At 65.0% G+C, this 16,141-nt stretch carries 17 protein-coding genes and 1 pseudogene; 8 read left to right on the top strand and 10 right to left on the bottom strand.

Features of this window, described 5'->3' with window-relative positions:
• Positions 1-39: 39 nt before the first annotated feature.
• Together CVV68_RS20050 and CVV68_RS20045 are read left to right on the top strand one after the other, a co-directional pair.
• Positions 40-921: an LssY C-terminal domain-containing protein gene (locus CVV68_RS20050; protein ID WP_110502782.1), complete on the top strand. Its 882-nt coding sequence runs from the start codon at positions 40-42 to the stop codon at positions 919-921.
• Positions 922-1,150: 229 nt separating this feature from the next.
• Entirely contained in the window at positions 1,151-2,011 is an 861-nt protein-coding gene (locus CVV68_RS20045; protein ID WP_110502769.1) for an Fpg/Nei family DNA glycosylase, read from the top strand.
• A gap of 12 nt (positions 2,012-2,023) precedes the next feature.
• Here the strand turns inward: CVV68_RS20045 and CVV68_RS20040 are convergent, their stop codons facing one another.
• Positions 2,024-3,610: an ABC-F family ATP-binding cassette domain-containing protein gene (locus tag CVV68_RS20040; RefSeq protein WP_110502767.1), complete on the bottom strand. Its 1,587-nt coding sequence runs from the start codon at positions 3,608-3,610 to the stop codon at positions 2,024-2,026.
• A gap of 374 nt (positions 3,611-3,984) precedes the next feature.
• Between CVV68_RS20040 and CVV68_RS20035 the strand changes: the two genes are divergently transcribed.
• The gene (locus CVV68_RS20035) at positions 3,985-4,179 is read left to right on the top strand and encodes a hypothetical protein (protein ID WP_110502766.1); all 195 of its coding nucleotides are present in this window, start codon (positions 3,985-3,987) and stop codon (positions 4,177-4,179) included.
• A gap of 98 nt (positions 4,180-4,277) precedes the next feature.
• Here CVV68_RS20035 and CVV68_RS20030 read toward each other — a convergent pair whose 3' ends face one another.
• Positions 4,278-4,655 (bottom strand): glyoxalase superfamily protein, encoded by a 378-nt coding sequence (locus CVV68_RS20030; RefSeq protein WP_110502765.1) that lies wholly within the window; start codon positions 4,653-4,655, stop codon positions 4,278-4,280.
• 199 nt (positions 4,656-4,854) lie between these two features.
• Between CVV68_RS20030 and CVV68_RS20025 the strand changes: the two genes are divergently transcribed.
• A complete protein-coding gene (locus CVV68_RS20025) occupies positions 4,855-6,024 on the top strand; it encodes an acyl-CoA dehydrogenase family protein (RefSeq protein ID WP_110502764.1) in 1,170 nt (389 codons plus the stop codon).
• A gap of 163 nt (positions 6,025-6,187) precedes the next feature.
• On the opposite strand, the gene CVV68_RS20020 is transcribed toward CVV68_RS20025, so the two are convergent.
• The 4 genes from CVV68_RS20020 to CVV68_RS20005 all read right to left on the bottom strand — a co-directional run bounded on the left by CVV68_RS20020 (position 6,188) and on the right by CVV68_RS20005 (position 11,697).
• A complete protein-coding gene (locus CVV68_RS20020) occupies positions 6,188-6,373 on the bottom strand; it encodes a CsbD family protein (protein WP_110502763.1) in 186 nt (61 codons plus the stop codon).
• Between the two features lie 96 nt (positions 6,374-6,469).
• Positions 6,470-7,288 carry an SWIM zinc finger family protein gene (locus CVV68_RS20015; RefSeq protein WP_110502762.1) on the bottom strand — a complete coding sequence of 273 codons (819 nt, stop codon included), beginning with the start codon at positions 7,286-7,288 and terminating at the stop codon, positions 6,470-6,472.
• Positions 7,281-10,463, bottom strand: a complete 3,183-nt coding sequence (locus tag CVV68_RS20010; RefSeq protein WP_245933675.1) for a DEAD/DEAH box helicase — start codon at positions 10,461-10,463, stop codon at positions 7,281-7,283. Before CVV68_RS20010 ends, CVV68_RS20015 begins: the two co-directional genes overlap by 8 nt.
• 442 nt (positions 10,464-10,905) lie before the next feature.
• Entirely contained in the window at positions 10,906-11,697 is a 792-nt protein-coding gene (locus CVV68_RS20005; RefSeq protein WP_110502760.1) for a metallophosphoesterase family protein, read from the bottom strand.
• A gap of 72 nt (positions 11,698-11,769) precedes the next feature.
• Here CVV68_RS20005 and CVV68_RS20000 point away from each other — a divergent pair, with 72 nt between their 5' ends.
• Positions 11,770-12,093: a hypothetical protein gene (locus CVV68_RS20000; RefSeq protein ID WP_146238975.1), complete on the top strand. Its 324-nt coding sequence runs from the start codon at positions 11,770-11,772 to the stop codon at positions 12,091-12,093.
• A 114-nt stretch (positions 12,094-12,207) separates the two neighbouring features.
• Here CVV68_RS20000 and CVV68_RS19995 read toward each other — a convergent pair whose 3' ends face one another.
• Positions 12,208-12,555, bottom strand: a complete 348-nt coding sequence (locus tag CVV68_RS19995) for a LysR substrate-binding domain-containing protein (RefSeq protein ID WP_170133266.1) — start codon at positions 12,553-12,555, stop codon at positions 12,208-12,210.
• 50 nt (positions 12,556-12,605) lie between these two features.
• Here CVV68_RS19995 and CVV68_RS19990 point away from each other — a divergent pair, with 50 nt between their 5' ends.
• Positions 12,606-13,247: a hypothetical protein gene (locus tag CVV68_RS19990; protein ID WP_146238974.1), complete on the top strand. Its 642-nt coding sequence runs from the start codon at positions 12,606-12,608 to the stop codon at positions 13,245-13,247.
• A gap of 151 nt (positions 13,248-13,398) precedes the next feature.
• Here the strand turns inward: CVV68_RS19990 and CVV68_RS19985 are convergent, their stop codons facing one another.
• From CVV68_RS19985 to CVV68_RS19975, 3 genes are read right to left on the bottom strand one after another with little or no spacing between them, the layout of a single operon-like run.
• Positions 13,399-13,800 carry a DoxX family protein gene (locus CVV68_RS19985; protein ID WP_110502756.1) on the bottom strand — a complete coding sequence of 134 codons (402 nt, stop codon included), beginning with the start codon at positions 13,798-13,800 and terminating at the stop codon, positions 13,399-13,401.
• A 52-nt stretch (positions 13,801-13,852) separates the two neighbouring features.
• A complete protein-coding gene (locus CVV68_RS19980; RefSeq protein ID WP_110502755.1) occupies positions 13,853-14,275 on the bottom strand; it encodes an organic hydroperoxide resistance protein in 423 nt (140 codons plus the stop codon).
• Positions 14,272-14,766 (bottom strand): MarR family winged helix-turn-helix transcriptional regulator, encoded by a 495-nt coding sequence (locus tag CVV68_RS19975; RefSeq protein ID WP_245933673.1) that lies wholly within the window; start codon positions 14,764-14,766, stop codon positions 14,272-14,274. Before CVV68_RS19975 ends, CVV68_RS19980 begins: the two co-directional genes overlap by 4 nt.
• Before the next feature lie 254 nt (positions 14,767-15,020).
• Here CVV68_RS19975 and CVV68_RS19970 point away from each other — a divergent pair, with 254 nt between their 5' ends.
• Together CVV68_RS19970 and CVV68_RS19965 are read left to right on the top strand one after the other, a co-directional pair.
• Complete coding sequence (locus tag CVV68_RS19970) at positions 15,021-15,986, top strand: helix-turn-helix domain-containing protein (protein WP_110502753.1); 966 nt, start codon at positions 15,021-15,023, stop codon at positions 15,984-15,986.
• Between the two features lie 3 nt (positions 15,987-15,989).
• Positions 15,990-16,141: pseudogene (locus tag CVV68_RS19965) on the top strand (alcohol dehydrogenase catalytic domain-containing protein); the annotation flags it as partial.

The following is a 16,141-nucleotide window of genomic DNA, read 5'->3' as shown; positions in this document are numbered from 1 at the left end:
GGCCATCACGGCCATAATGAAACGGTGGAGCCCGAGATCATGGAAGAACCGGCCCGCGGCGGGCACACCCTGCCCCGGGGATTCCGCCGAGTGGAAAGCACTGCCCTGCTGTGGCTGCAGCGCAGTTTTTTGTTCATCGTCACGGTGGTGGCCGGCTGGGTTGTCTATGAGCTCATCAGGCTGGAAATCCACGACAGGGCCCGCCAGCCGTGGCTGTTCCTGGTCATCTGGGTGGTGGCTACCTACGTGCTGCTGCCGCGCCTGAACCGCCTGCTGGCCGGGGTGTACGTCCCCGACTACTTCATCGGCCGGACCCGCACCGGCGACGGCCTGCTCGGCGACCCCGTCAATCTGGCCGTCATCGGCAGCCCGGCCGAGCTCCGGAAGGCCATGCTGGCCGCCGGTTGGAGCGAACCCGACCCGATCACGCTGCGCACCAGCTGGCACATCATCCGGGCCTCGCTGCTGCGCCGCAGCTACCCCACGGCACCGGTCAGCCCGCTGTTCGTGTTCCAGCGCAGGCAGACACTGGCCTTCGAACGTGAGGTTGACTGCAGCCCGTCCCAACGCCACCACGTCCGGTTCTGGGTGTGCCCCGCCGGCTGGAAGCTCCCCGGCGGCTTCGACGTGGACCTAATCGGCGCCGCCACCTTCGACCGCCGCGTGGGCCTGTCGCTGTTCACGTTCCAGGTCACCCACAAGATCGCCGAAAACACCGACCAGGAACGCAACCTTGTCACCGCAGACCTCCAGGGCTCCGGCGCCGGGGTCCACACCATCCGGCACTTCTCCACCGGCTATCACAGCCGCAACGGCGGCGGCGACGCCATCGAGACGGACGGCGACCTGCCCGTCATCTTCGTCGGGCGCGCGCGGCCCGGGCCGGGCGGTGCAACGCAAGTGCCGCCGTCGTCCGTGTGAAAAACACGGGCGATGGCGGCACCTTGCCCTGCGCTGCCGGCTGCTACTTGGCGGCGCCCACGATGATCTCGTTGACCACCGGGGCCGGTCCGCGGTCCAAAACAAGCCGCACGCCCGTGACAGGTGTGCCGCCCACGGTGACCTTCGTGTAGCCGGACTTGAGTCTGCCTGCCTTGACCCACCCTCAATGATCTGGACGGGATCGGCCTGCCGGGTTGACACTTGAGATGTGCCAGAGCTCCCGGAAATACATGCCCTCGTCGCGGATCTCGACGCCCGAATCCACGGCAACACGGTAGTGCGCCTGGACATCCAGGCCATTGCGGCGTTGAAAACGTATGATCCGCCCGTTTCTGCGCTGGCGGGCCAAACGGTCCGCTCGGTGACCCGTCACGGGAAGTTCCTCGACCTCAGCATCGGCGACGTCCACTTGGTCATCCACCTGGCACGGGCCGGGTGGATCCGCTGGCGTGAGAGCACACCGGCAATGTCCGGCCGCCGCGGCAATGGGCCACTCGCCGCCCGGCTGATGTTCAGCGACGGATCGTGCCTGGACATCACGGAGGCAGGCACAAGAAAGAGCCTGTCCATCCATGTCGTCACGGAGCCTGACAAGGTGCCTGCCATAGCACTGCTGGGTCCGGATCCGCTGGGCAAGGACTTCACCGAGGACCTGTTTCTTGAGATCCTCCGGACGGCAGGACGGGCTCAGATCAAGGGTGTCCTGCGCCAGCAGTCCATCATTGCCGGCATTGGCAACGCCTATTCGGACGAAATCCTCCATGCCGCCAAGATGTCGCCTTTCAAGCCTGCGGCAATGGGCGCCGCGGACGGCAGCCGCCTGTTCACGGCGGTGCGGGACACCCTGGCAGAAGCCGTCGCCCGGACTGAAGGCCTCCCTGCGTCGGAGCTCAAGGGTGAGAAAAAATCCCACCTGCGGGTGCATGGCCGGGCCGGCGAGCCCTGTCCAGTCTGCGGAGACGTCATCCGCGAGGTCAGCTTTGCCGACTCAAGCCTCCAGTACTGCCCCGCGTGCCAGACCAACGGGATCCCACTGGCAGACCGGACACTGTCACGACTGCTGAAGTAGTCCCCGCGCCCCTCAGCCGGCATGCACCTCTATGTGCCCGGGCTTGTCCGCGTTGAACACGAGCCGCCGGTTGGCGATCTTGTCAGTGAAGAAGCGGTCGTGGCTGACCACCAGCACGGCGCCCGGGAAGTGCAGCAGCGCCCGCTCCATGACCTGTGTGCTGGACATGTCCAGGTGGTTGGTCGGCTCATCGAGGACCAGTACGGAGGCGCCGGAGAGCAGGCACTGGGCCATGGCCACCCGTGCCTTCTGACCACCGGAAAGGTTGCCGATCCGCTGCTTTAGCTCCGCCTCGGAGAACTGGAACATGGCCAGGAACCTGTTGACGGACTTCTTCGTGGCCGTCAGGGCCAGGCTGTCCGGCATGGCGTTGACCGCGTGCGTGACGGTGTCGTCGTCGTCGAGCCCGTCCAGGACCTGGTTGTAGGAGACCAGCCCGCCGCCCTTGGCCCAGGTGACGTAGCCGGAATCCGCCGGCTCCTCCCCCGTCATCGCCCGCAGCAGCGTGGACTTGCCGGAACCGTTGGCACCGAGAACCACAATGCGGTTGCCGCGGCGGATCTCAAAGCTGAGGTCGCTGAACAGCGTGCGTTCGCCGTAGGACTTGGTGAGGGATTCCACCCGGCACAGCACGTCCTTGACATGCAGACCGCCGTAAATCTCCGTGATGATCTTGTCCACGGGCCGCGGAGCGCGCGACTTCTTGATCTTGGACAGCTTGGAATCCAGTCCGCGGCTGGCGGACTTGGCGGCCTCACGGCGGTCGGAGATGCCCTCCGCCTCAAACGCCAGCAGCTCGGATTCGTGCGCAAACTGGCTTTCAAGCGACTTGAGCCGGAACTGTTTGGCCATCACATAGTCGGCAAAGCTGCCGGGGTATTCGTGCAGGTGGAAGTTTTCCACCTCAATGATGCGCGTAACCACGGAGTCCAGGAACCTCCTGTCGTGGGAGACAATGATCGCCGCGCCCTGGAAGTTCTTGAACCAGCCCTCGAGCCATTCGACGCCGGCCACGTCAAGATAGTTGGTGGGCTCATCCAACAGGAGCACGTCCGGGGCCTCGAGCAGGATCTTGGCAAGCGCGGCACGGTTCCGCCAGCCGCCGGAGAGGTCGTCGATGGGGCACGTGCGGTGTTCCCGGTTGAAGCCCAGCGTGGTCAGCACCTTGTCGATGCTGCGCTGGTAGTCCCAGCCGTCCACCCTGTCCATGTCGGCAAAAAGCTCCGACTGCCGGTGGATCAGCCTGTCCAGTTCCTGCGCGCCAGGATCCGCGGCGAGCGCGGCGTCGATCCCGGCCAGCTCGGCCTCGATCTCCAGGACGTGCCCAAACACGTCCTGGAGCACCTCGAGAATGGTGGATGCGCCATTGAGCTCGGAAAACTGCGAGAAGTAGCCGATCTTGGTGCCCAGCTCCACGGCGACGGTGCCGGAGTCCGGTTCCACCTGGTCCAACACCAGCTTCAACAGGGTGGACTTGCCCGAGCCGTTGCGGCCGATGAGCCCCACCCGGTCGCCGGCGTCGAGCTTGAAAAAGGCCTCGCGCAACACCTGCACCTGGTCGAAGCGGACGTTGACGTCATTGAGGCGGATCAAGCTCATGGGTGTGGTGGTCCTTACGAAAAGATGACGGGCCCTGAAATTAACACCCGGCTCCACTTTACCGTCCACGCGCGGCCGGGCACCCACGCCGGGTGCGGCCGACGTTCCTTGACCAAGCACGACGGCGGCACGTGCGTCCCAAGCGCTGGTGCGGGTGCGCTCACGGCTGGGCCGCGTGAGGCTGCCAGCGGGACGATAGCTGTTACAAGGCAGAAATTCGCGAAAGGCCTGCGGCGCCCCGCGGCGGCAAATGATCCCCGGCTGTCGTTCCCATCCAAACAGCGCACCGGTTACGAATCTCCATAAAGAGGCGGCACTGTTCCCATTCAAGGGCCGGCCGCAGACCCGATGGCACCGGCTGTCAGTGAGGATTCATGATCATGGCACGCAAGGGCTACCTGCCCAAACACTTCTGGCCCTTCGACGTGGACGACGGCCCGACCCCGTCGAAAGGTAACGGCGCCCCGGACACTGAGATTCCCGCCCCTGACGACGAGGGCGCCGCGCCGGCGCCCCAGGACGGCCCCACCACGGACGAAGAGGCTCGGAAAGGAAATACCCCGATGTAGTGGGAAGCACCGTCAAGGATCTGGCCACCACGCAAGCTACAGGGCGCCCTGCGTCTAAAAAACCATGGCATGGCTCCGGCGCCGGGTCCCGGATCGGGTCAGGCGTTGGGGCGGTTCGGGATGTACTGCAGGGCCCACTTATTCCCGTCGGGGTCGGCGAAGTTCACAAAGTGGCCCCACGCCTGGACGTCGATGTCGCTGACGTCCACGCCGTTGCCCTTGAGCTGGGCGTGGGCCGCCTCAATGTCGCTGACCACGATTTGCATGTTGGGCGCCGTGCCGGGAGGGGCGTCCGTGAGGCCCTCGCCAATGCAAATGGAACATGCCGATCCGGGCGGGGTCAGCTGGACGAAGCGGATGCCGCCGCCGGGCCGTTCGTCAAAGTCGGCGTTGAAGCCCACCTTGTTGACATAGAAATCCTTGGCCCGGTCCACATCGGAGACGGGGACAAATACAAGTTCAAGTTTCCAATCCATGGGGTTCACGGTAATGCAGGCCGGGCCCGCGGGATAGGGCTGCGGGCGGATTGGGGCAAAACCCGCGGCAGCTGGGGCCCGCCGCGGTAGTCTCCTAGCAGGAGCCCGCTCCCCAGGGGGCTCCACCCAATGGGACCTCGGGCAGAGCCGCGACCGGCACCGAGGACACCACACCCACTGCCACGACTGGAGCCCAGCCATGAACGCCACCGCCAATGTGTCCGACGTCCTCAACCTCGACGGCCTCCTGAGCCCCGGCGAACTGGAGTTGCGGGGCACCGTCCGCGCCTTCGTGGACGGGCGGATCAGGCCCAATATCGCGCAGTGGTATGAGAAGGCGCATTTCCCCGTGGAGCTGGTGCGGGAGATGGGTGCGCTCGGTCTGCTGGGCATGCACCTGGACGGCTACGGCTGCCCCGGACGCTCCGCCGTCGAATACGGCATCGCCGCCATGGAGCTGGAAGCCGGCGACTCCGGGCTTCGGACCTTCGTCAGCGTGCAGGGCTCCCTGTCCATGAGCGCCATCCACAAGTGGGGCTCGGAGGAGCAGAAGAACCGGTACCTGCCCGGCATGGCCAAAGGGGAAATTATCGGTTGCTTCGGCCTGACCGAACCCACCGCCGGTTCCGACCCCTCCAACATGGCGACGGTGGCCCGCCGCGACGGCGACGGCTGGGTGCTCACCGGCGCCAAGCGCTGGATCGGGCTCGCCTCCATCGCCCACGTTGCGGTCATCTGGGCCAGGGCCGACGACGGCGTGCGCGGCTTCCTGGTGCCCACCGACACCCCAGGTTTTACGGCCACGCCCATCGAACCGAAACTCTCGATGCGGGCCTCCATCCAGTGCGAGATAAACCTCGACGGCGTGCGGCTGCCCGCAGACGCCCTCCTGCCCGGGGCGAAGGGCCTGCGCGGACCGTTCTCCTGCCTGAACGAGGCCCGGTACGGGATCATCTGGGGTGCCATGGGCGCCGCCCGGGACAGCTATGAGGCCGCCTTGGCATATTCGCTGGAACGGCTGCAGTTCGACAAGCCCCTGGCCGCGTACCAAATAACCCAGCAGAAGCTCGTGAACATGCTCCTGGAGATCCAAAAGGGCACACTGCTGGCGATCCACACCGGTCGAATGAAGGACGCCGGCACGCTTGAGCCGGTGCAGATCTCCGTGGGCAAGCTGAACAACTGCAGGGAGGCGATCAAGATCTGCCGGGACGCCCGGGCAATCCTGGGCGGCAACGGCATCACCCTGGACTATTCTCCGCTGCGCCACGCCAACAACCTTGAGTCCGTGCGCACCTACGAGGGCACCGACGAAGTCCACACCCTCATCCTGGGCAGCCACATCACCGGTATTCCAGCCTTCCGCTAGCTGCACCAAAGGGCGAAGTGTTGAGGCACCGGGGCCATGGCGGGCCGGCCTGGCTCCAATGCGGCGGCTCGATGACGGCGTCCAAAAGGAAGAAGCCCCGTTCCCCTACCAACGGTGGGGGAACGGGGCTTCACTGTTCCCGTGTCAATGCGGGATACAAAGGCTACTTGCCGAAAACGTCCTTGGCGGCGTCCTTGACGTGCTCGCCGGCCTGCTTCGCCTTTGCGGCGGCCTGGTCGCCGGCACCTTCCGCCTGAAGCTTTTCGTTGTTGGTTGCGTCCCCCAGGGTTTCCTTCGCCTTGCCGGCAGCTTCCTGGGCTTTGTTGCTGATCTTATCTCCGAGACCCATGAGGTCCTCCTTAATATGAATCCAACAGTTACGCCTTCCATTATACAAACCGAAACTGGGAATTCCATTCGCGCGGGCTTGCCGCCGTCGCGATCGTCAGCACCCAGCGGATGCCCGGATCGCTTCATACACCGGCCGCAAAACTTCGGCCAGCGGACGCGAGCGGACCGTGACATCCACCGGCGGGGCCTGGTCCACCAGCAGTCCCCCGGCGGCAATGCTGCGTCGCACGGGTACCGGCACAGGCGAGACAAAAAAGGTATCCAGCACTTCCGTGAACGGGGCGCCCGTGCGGTTCCCGTTCCCGACAACGGCGTCTGCCGCGTGCATCCGTCCCAGCAGGTCCTCGCGTTCGCGTCCACGCCAGGCCAGAATCTGGAAGGGGTCGTCGTCGAACTGCTCGGCCAGCAGGTAGAACACCGCCGCCAGGTGTTTGCACGGCACTTCCCAGTCGGGGCAGGAGCAGTCAAGGCTCAGCTCGCCCGCATTGCGGGGGAACAGTGACAGACCGACGGCGGTGAAGACGTCTTCGATGTCTGCGGGCATTTCTCCCGCCAGCAGGGTCGCCACATACCAGGCGTTGCCGGCGAGGGCCTCCTCCACGGCAGCCCACTCCGCCTTCCCGAACGCTGTGATGCCGATCCGCACGCGGTAGGGCTTCGCCCGTGATCCCTGGACGCTTGCGACGACCGTGCCGGCGTCGATCTCAAGCGAGATCACCTGACCGCGCCGGGCGTAATTGCGGCCACGTTGCAGCCGCCCACCGACGCCAAGGCCTTCAAGCACTTCGATGAACCGTCCCGACCACCAGCTCGTGCCGATGGCGCCTCGCACGCTTCGGGCCTTGACACCGCCTTCGACGCTGCGGGGAGTGGATGGCGGATAGAACGGCGATTCGTAGCGGCCCCTACTCACTGACGGCCTCCTTTGACAGGGCGAACAGTTCGCGCAGGCTCTGGGTGGACAGCTCGGTGAGCCAGCCCTCGCCGTCGCCGACCACCATGTTTGCCAGCGATGCCTTCTCCTCGATCATGTTGTCGATGCGCTCCTCCAGCGTGCCGCGGCAGATGAACTTCCGCACCTGCACACGCCGTTTCTGCCCGATCCTGAAGGCCCGGTCGGTGGCTTGGTTTTCGACGGCCGGGTTCCACCAGCGGTCGAGGTGGATGACGTGGTTCGCGGCGGTCAGGTTGAGCCCCGTGCCGCCGGCTTTCAGTGATAGCAGGAAGATCGGCGGCCCGTCGTCCGACTGGAACCGGCGCACCAGCTCGGTCCGGTTCTGCCGGGACGTGCCGCCGTGTAGGTAGGCGACGTCGGTGTCGAAGCGGGCCGCGAGGTGCGGCATCAACATCTCGGCGAACTCGGTGTATTGGGTGAAACAGAGCACCTTGTCACCCTCCGCAATGATCTCCTCCAGGATCTCCTCGAGCCGGATCACCTTGCCGCTGCGTTGCCCGACGGCGGAGTGGTCGTGCAACAGCTGGGCCGGATGGTTGCAGATCTGTTTGAGCTTCGCCATCGCGGCCAGCACATTTCCGCGGCGTTCGATCCCGTCGGACTCCTCGATCTTCTCCATCATGTCGTCGACGACTGATTGGTAGAGCGACGCCTGCTCGTTCGTCAGGGTGTAGTACTGCTTGATTTCGATTTTTTCCGGCAGGTCGTCGATGATGGCCGGGTCGGTCTTCACGCGCCGCAGGAGGTACGGCCGTGTGATCGCCCGCACCCTCTCGGCCGCTGCCGCGTCGCGGTGGCGTTCGATCGGTATCGAATAGCGGGTGCGGAAAAGCTCCGCCGAACCCAAAATACCGGGGTTCAGGAAGTCCATGATTGAGAACATCTCGCCGAGCCGGTTCTCCACCGGGGTGCCGGTGAGGGCGATCCGATGGGTGGCGGTGAGGCGTCTCACGGCTTTTGCCGCCAGGGAGAGCCGGTTCTTCACCGCTTGGGCCTCATCGAGCACCACACGGTTCCAGGTGACGCCCTCGAACTGTTCCAGATCGCGCGTCAGGGTTGTGTAGGTGGTGACCAACATGTCGATGCCAACCAGGCCTGCGCCGAAGTCCTCGCCGCGCAACCGGTCCGATCCGTGGTGCACCCGCATCCGCAAACCGGGCGCGAATTTTGCAGCCTCAGCCTCCCAATTGCCGATCAGGGACATCGGACACACCAGGAGGGTGGGACCGGCGTCGGGGTGCTCTTCCCGACGTACAGCCTCGAGTGCCAGGAGCTGGATGGTCTTGCCCAGTCCCATGTCATCGGCGAGACAGGCACCGACGCCAAGAGTGGCGAGGAAGTCCAGCCAGGCCAGACCACGTTCCTGATAGGGGCGCAGCGTGGCCCGGAAGCTCTCCGGGAGGGAAACCGCTTGAATCCTCGTGTCCGCCGAGCCGTCCAGCAGAGCTCCCAGCCAGCCGTCGGCGGTGACGCCGACAACCTCCAGTGGCAGCTCAAGCTCGTCGGGATGCGCGCCGGCAAGGCGAAGTACATCCGCCACGGTGCCGCGCCCCGTGTCCTCGCGCTGCAGGAAATCGATGCCGCGGCGCAGTTGCTCGGGGTTGACGGTCACCCACTGGCCCCGCAGCCGCACCAGCGGGGCCTTCGCCTCAGCCAACGCGGCGATCTCGGCATCGGTGAGGCTGTGATCGCCGACGGCGAGGCTCCACTGGAAGTCGCACAGTTGCTCCCGGCCGAAGGCGGCCGCCTTGCCTGTGCCGTCCTCCATCGGGGTGGACGCCGCCAGCTTCAATGCCAGCTTCGTGCGTTTATCCCACCATGAGGGCAGCAGCACCCCGAAACCGGCCTCGTCCAAGGCCGGGGCCCCATCCTGCAGGAAGGCGAACGCGTCATTCGAGCCCAGGTCAAGCCCTGCGGGGCGCGACTGCCGGAGCCCTGGTTCCAGGGCGGGGTAGACGCGGACGGCCCTCCCCAGTTCGGCGAGCAGCACCTCTTGCGGGCGGCCAAGCCAGCGGGCCAGGGCGCCGCCGTCGCGCCATACCTGTTCAGCCGCCACCAGCAGGCTGGGGTCCGCGGAAGACTGAAGGAGAAACTCCAGCCGCCAGGCAGGTACCTCCAGCGGTGCGCTGGCAGGGGATGCATCTTCGGGTGCATCGGGGAGCAAGTCCTCCCCGACTTGATCTGTGCCGGGAATCTCACTGAGGCGAAATGTTGCCCGGGCCGGAGCGTTGGACTCCCGCGCATACCCATCCCAAGGCGCGAGCTGCTGTTCCAGCTGGGCAAGCGCCGGCGCCGGAACACGGACACGGGCGTCCGCGGTGTGAAGCGCCTCCAGCCATGCCTCGGCAGCGCGCGGCTGCAGGGGTTTCCGGCCCCGGCGCGGGGGCAGCATCGGCAGCTCGCGCGGCAGCCGGGCCCGAACCGCGGCATCGGTGAGGACGTCGAGGGCCGTGGCGGCCAGTTCGCCCGCATCTTCCGAGCCCGGTTCTGCCCGGAACGCGGGCGGCATGCCGGCAATGAGATCGCCAAATGCGAGCGCATCGGGCCCGCGCAGCACCGCCCGCCACCGCGCCTCGGCCACGACAGCGTCGTCGTCGGATTCGTCATCTTCGGATTCATCTGACTCGCCGGAGGTCCAGGCGATTCCGGGGAGCACCCGGCCCCGTTCCGCGAGTTCATCGGCAAATCGCGCCACTCCTGCGAGGAACCGCGCGGAAGCCGCAATGCGAACGTCCCCCAGTGGCTCCGGCTCGTCGCCCTGGAACCGCTCGGGAAACATCACGGAGGCCAGGGCCGTGCCACCGCGCTCGTCGCCAAAGGCAGTGAACGCCGAAGGATCAACCCACACGACGGGCACCGTCCACTGCAGGAGGGACGGACCGGTCGAGCTCGGGGGCCGCGGCGTGATCCGCACGATCTCGGGAGAGTCCAGCGGCGAGCGCTTGAGTGAGGGCAACAACAATGTTGCCTCGCCGAGCTGTCCGGACTGCAGCTTCGCGACGACGTCGGCCGATGCGGCGAAGGGATGGGATCGGGCGGCCTTCAGCCCCTGGCTGCCGCTCTTGACCGTCCTGTCGGAATCCTCGGCCCACATCCCGGGGCCGCGGTCGAGCGACCAGAAAGAGTGGAGCACCAGCAAGCGCGTTGCCTTTCTCTGCGGGGGAATCGACACCCTAGGCTACCACCGCCCAAACCACGCGAACGGGCGCCCGCCTGCGGGATGGCCTTCGATACCGACGAGCCGCGGGGCTCCCCCGGCAGCCGCCAAGTCATCGACAGCTCCACCCGTGCAACTGCCACCACCACAGCGAGGCTCAAAGTCCACGCCGGGCTGGGCCGTGCACAGCAGGGATATCGGCCCCTTGGAACGCCCTGATCCGTACGCAGGGATGGCCTCCCGGCATTCCGCCGTTGTGGTCATCTGCTTCACCGTTGAACTTCAGTGGCGGCAGGACACGGCCCAGGGCGGTTGCACTGTCCCGTGTCCTTCCCTTGTGAATGCACGACGCCGACGCCTCCCCAGGATGCGCCCATCGCCTTGCGCATCGGCTGGGAGCCACGAGAATCCGGTCCGGTCAGGTCCCCGTGATGCGCACCGGCGCCACCCTAGGCCGGGCCCGGACAGCGGCCGACAGTGCCGACGTGAGATGGAGCAGCACGGCGGCGCCGTCGCGGTCGCCGTTCATGCCCAGCACCTCCACCCGTGTGTTTCCGTGGTGGAGCGCCTGTGTGGCACGCTGGTGCCAGTGGCCGCAAAACACCAAGCTGGGGCCTGTGTTCGCCACGGCCTGGGCCACGAGCTTCCGGTTCTCCCACGCCTCCCATTCAATTTCCTGCGGCAGTTTCCCTCCCGCCTTCAGGGCGATCCCGGCCGGGGCCTCATGGGTGAGAAGGACGTCCAGCGGTTCGGTGCCGAGCCGCGCCACGTCCTCAAGCGTGGTGGTTTCCTCCAGCCAGTACGACTTGTCCAAGACGCGCCATGCCCTGTCGATGGAGAGCGCGCCGCCCAGCGCGCCAAAGCGTGTGCCGTGCATGGTCCAGCGGTGACCGCGCGGTGCGTAGCGCATGTGCCCGCCCATGATGCCGAAGCCGTCCGCGTCCAGCGGAAGCCTGCGCAGCTCAGCGTGGTTGTCATGGTTGCCGTCCACCAGCACCAGATGCAGGCTCCTTTCGGCCAGAAACTGCTCCACGCGGATTCCGAATTTCAGCTTGTCGCGGCCGGGCCAGTTCCAGGCGAAGTCGCCGACTTGGATGATGGTTTGCACTCCGTGCGAGGCGGCCGTTTTGCAGGCGTCGCGCATCCAGCCGATGTCTCCGTGGACGTCGCCGAGGACCATGACGGGCGCTGTTTCGTTGACCGTTTCCATGGTTCAAGGGTAGGTGCGGGCACTGACAATCCGGATCCCGGGGTGTCAGTGCCCGCGGGTAGCGTGTGCTACATGATCATCGAGCTTTTTGATGAAGACACCGGCGAATACCGCATCCGCACGGGCACGGGCAGTTACTACCTGCTCGATTTGGACCGGAGAACCTTGACCCGGCTCAAGGCAGCAGCCCCGCTGGCCCCGGACTATGCGTACGAGGCTCCCGTGGACCTGCGTAGCGACGGGGAACCGCTGGACGTACTCCCCGTGTCTGAGTGCAGCGTGGGCGAACGCGGCCTCTTTATCCTTCAAGTTGGTGACATTCCGTCGATGCCCACGGTCCGCTCCACCTCAGAAATATTGGAAATCATCCACCTTGCCGGGCCGACAATCGGTTGAGCAGGGGATATACAGGGAAACCAAACGACTTCCCGCGGTATGGCCATAGGCGGCCAAGGCCGCCTGCTCCAGCCCGATGTTTACACCCCCGACTTGGCACAGGCAACGGCCGCCCTACATGTTCCGGATTACATCGACGCCGCGCAATTCGTTGACAATGCCTGCTGCCAGGTCCGCGGAGGCATCCTCGGCACACAAAGCCATGATCTTCCGGGTCAGTTCGATCTCCGGAACCTCGACCTCGGCCACACCGGCGGGACACCCGGTCATGGCCAGCTGTGGAACCATGGCCACTGCATGGCCGGCCGCGATCAGGCGCAGAGTTGCATTGAAGTCATCGCTGGAGGCGACAACGCGCGGATGCAGGCCAGCATTGGCCAAGACAAAATCAAAGACACTGGCCTCGCTTGACCCGCGCACGTGCAGGATCCACGGGGCGTCATTCAGTGCCTCCAGGCCCATGCGCGACCCGTGCGGGATTCCCCGGCATGCACTACGTGATGGCAGTGCCCATGAACCAACGCGCCATCGCCCCGGCCCCTGGCTCATTGGGCATCGAGGGGCGGGCCGATCAGCTCTTCACCGCCCTGGACGGGCACGCCTGGCGCACCCGCACCATCGGCACAGGGACCAAGGGTGAAAGGTTGTATTCATGGGCCAGGATCCGCGTCAACTGCCCCGCCGAGACCGGGGAACACTGGCTGCTGGCCTGCCGCTCCCTGAAAGACCCCACGGACCTCGCCTACTTCAGCTGCCACACCCCCGAGAACGTCACCGTGATCGAACTGGCGCGGGTGGCCGGGGCCCGGTGCGCCATCGAGGATACCTGCCAAACTTCCAAGGGCGAAAGCTGGCTCGACCACTACCAGGTGCGCCAATACACGCAGCTGCTACCGGCACATCACCCTCTCCATGTTCACCCACGCCTTCCTCAGCGTCATCCGCTCAAAAAAGGGGGCCCACATCCAGGCTCCGAGCAACTGGTAAGGCTCTCACTGCCCGAAATAAGGCACCCCATCACGTGGATCGCCTGGCACCGGCAACCAGACCCCCGCCACATCCTCCGCTGCTCACTCTGGCGACGAAAAAACCAACTCCGCGCCCAGCAATCCCACTACAAAGCCCGAGGTCACACCCTACAGACGCGACTGTAGTACTAAGCCATTGAGTCACCCCGGGCTCAGCTCTGCGATTGCCTGCGCGGGCTGGGCACGATTCACGCACATCGCTGGTGCAGTGATTCGATGTTGCGCTGGAAGCTGCCGCGAATGGAATGGTGCTTTCGTTCGATGCAGGTGGAAGGCTTTAGGCTTTGTGGACGGTACGTGTGGCCCACAGCGCCCAGGCGACCAAAAGAGGTTGGAAGAGAAGGCGGATGGCACGCTTCCGATTTGTGTCGAGCCCAAAAGCCGGCGTCTTGGTGACGAGCTGGTTGATGTTGCCGGGAAAGATCAACGCGAAGAACAACGCCGTGATCCGCCCGACCCGAGCTTTATGTCGGGTTGAGGTCAGAAGTGCGGTACCAAGAGCAATCTCGATCCCGCCGGAGGCGAGAACAACGGTGTCTTTCGACGTGGGCATCCAGTCCGGCACTTGTGCCTGGAATTCTTTCCGGTGTTTGCCGAGATGGCCGATCCCTGCCCTTAGCAGGAAGCCGCCGAGGGCCAGCCGGCTGATCGTCCGGGTGATGGTGGTGAGACTGTGCATGGGACTCCTTGTTTGGGGCGGCCTGGGACCGCGGCCGATTCTAACTGGTGGACTAGTCGTCGGTAACGTTGACGACGACTTCGATATTGCCGCGGGTGGCATTTGAATACGGGCAAACCAGATGAGCCGCATCTGCCAAGGCCTGCGCCTGATCGTGCTCCATCCCGGGGATAACCACATCGAGGGTGACAGCGAGAACAAAGCCACCAGCACCGTTGGGAAGGACGTGCACACGGCTGCCCACGGACGTGTTTGAGATGGTGGCTTTCTGGTTGCGCGCAACCATCTGCAATGCGGAGTGGAAGCATGCAGCATAACCGGCGGCGAATAGTTCTTCAGGGTTCGCGCCATGCCCCGATCCACCCATCTCCTTAGGAATCGCCAACTCCAGGTTGACCGTGCCCGAGGCGGTCGCGACGCGACCATTCCGGCCAGCTCCGGTGGAGAGGGCCTCCGCGGTGTAAAGGGGTGTCATTCGTTACGCCTTTCCTGAAAGTGGCCCCCCTGCGCAGGTGCGCTGGAGAGGTTAAAAGCTACATCGTGAAGCAAAGAGAGCGCCGATTTCCCGTCAGCCAAGGTCAGCTGGGTTGCCGCTGCCACGCATCCTGGAATGTGCGCCAGTTCTTCCCTCAAAGCCAAACCGGCTTCGGTCAAGGAGACGATCACAGCGCGTTCATCATCCGCTGAACGCTCCCGTGCGAGGAAACCCCTGGCCTCCAGTCTTCGGATCAGCGGTGAGGTGGTGCCCGAATCCAGCTTCAAGTGCCCGGCGACGTCTTTGACGGCCAAGGAACGGCGTGACCACAACAGGACCAAGACCAAATACTGCGGATATGTCAATCCCCATGGCTTCAGAAGGGCAACGTAGTGGCGGTTTGTTGCCCGTGCGGCGGCATACAGGGCGAAACAAACCATCTGGTCCAGGGGATCAGAACCTTCCTCCGTGAGACTTTGGCTGGCATCCATAATCGAAGTGTTGCACACAAGTAACTTGTGCACAATCTACATGGACTACACCCAAGCAGGCTGACTGGGTGCGAAAGCTGGACTCTCCGGCTGCTTTAACGACCGGGCTGGCGGCAGTTCCCTGACCGTCCCCCGGCTTTCGGTCGTATGGGACACCCGGGGTTGCCGGGGACTCCCCTTATTGATTGTGCTCTCGCTCACAGGCCCTGTCAGTGCCTCCCACGGACCCGGGCGGTGGACGTAACGTGGTTGTTATGAACAACCGCAGCGAGATCCGTGAGTTCCTTTCATCCCGGCGGGCGAAGCTCACACCACAACAAGTAGGGTTGCCAACGTTTGGCGGAATCCGGCGGGTCCCCGGGCTCCGCCGTGAAGAAGTGTCCCTGTTGGCTGGCGTGAGCGTTGAGTACTACACCCGCATGGAACGTGGCAACCTGGCAGGAGTCTCCGATTCGGTCCTGGAGTCGATCTCCCGCGCTCTGCGGCTGAACGAAGCTGAACACCAGCACCTGTTCAACCTGGCCCGGGCCGCAGGCCCCTCACCCCGCACGCGGCGTCAGCCCGCCAAGGAAATCGACGCGAGCATCCAGCACATCCTGGACGGCATGGTGGGCATCCCCGCGTTCGTGCAAAACGGGCACCTGGACGTCGTCGCGGCCAACGACCTCGGACGCGCCTTGTACTCCGAGGCGTTCAAGGACCAGACACACCAGCTCAACTACGCCCGGTTCGTCTTCTTCAACCCCCGCTCACAATCCCTGTACACGGACTGGAACCTGGCCGCCGACACGGTAGTGGCCATGCTGCACGCGGAAGCCGGACGCGACCCCTTTGACCGGTGCCTGACCGATCTGGTGGGAGAACTATCCACCCGAAGCGAAGAATTCCGCAAGCGCTGGGCCCAACACGACGTCCGCCACCACCGCAGCGGAGTCAAGACCATCCGCCACCCGGCGGTGGGCGACCTCGAGCTGCATTTCAACGCGCTGGAGCTCACGGCCACCCCCGGCCTGACGATGTTCGCCTACAGTGCCGAGCCGGGGTCCTCCTCGGCAGACGGCCTGCAACTGCTGGCCAGCTGGGCCGCAACCACCAACACCGCCCAACAAGACCCTGTCCGCAAGGCGCACCGCCCCACCGGCGATGCCAGCGCCGCTGACCAAACACGCACCCGTTTACCAATCCCCCCATCGATTCCTTCACATCAACAACAGGAGTAAATAATGTCTACAGTCAAGGCTTACGCAGCACCCTCCGCCACCGGCGCGCTCATTCCCACCACCATTGAACGCCGGGATGTCGGTCCCCACGACGTATTGATCGACATCAAGTTCGCCGGCATCTGCCACTCCGACATCCACACCGTCCGCGGCGA

This window comes from Arthrobacter livingstonensis, from assembly GCF_003219815.1.
Lineage (GTDB): Bacteria > Actinomycetota > Actinomycetes > Actinomycetales > Micrococcaceae > Specibacter > Specibacter livingstonensis.
This window is presented reverse-complemented; position numbering and strand designations above follow the sequence as displayed.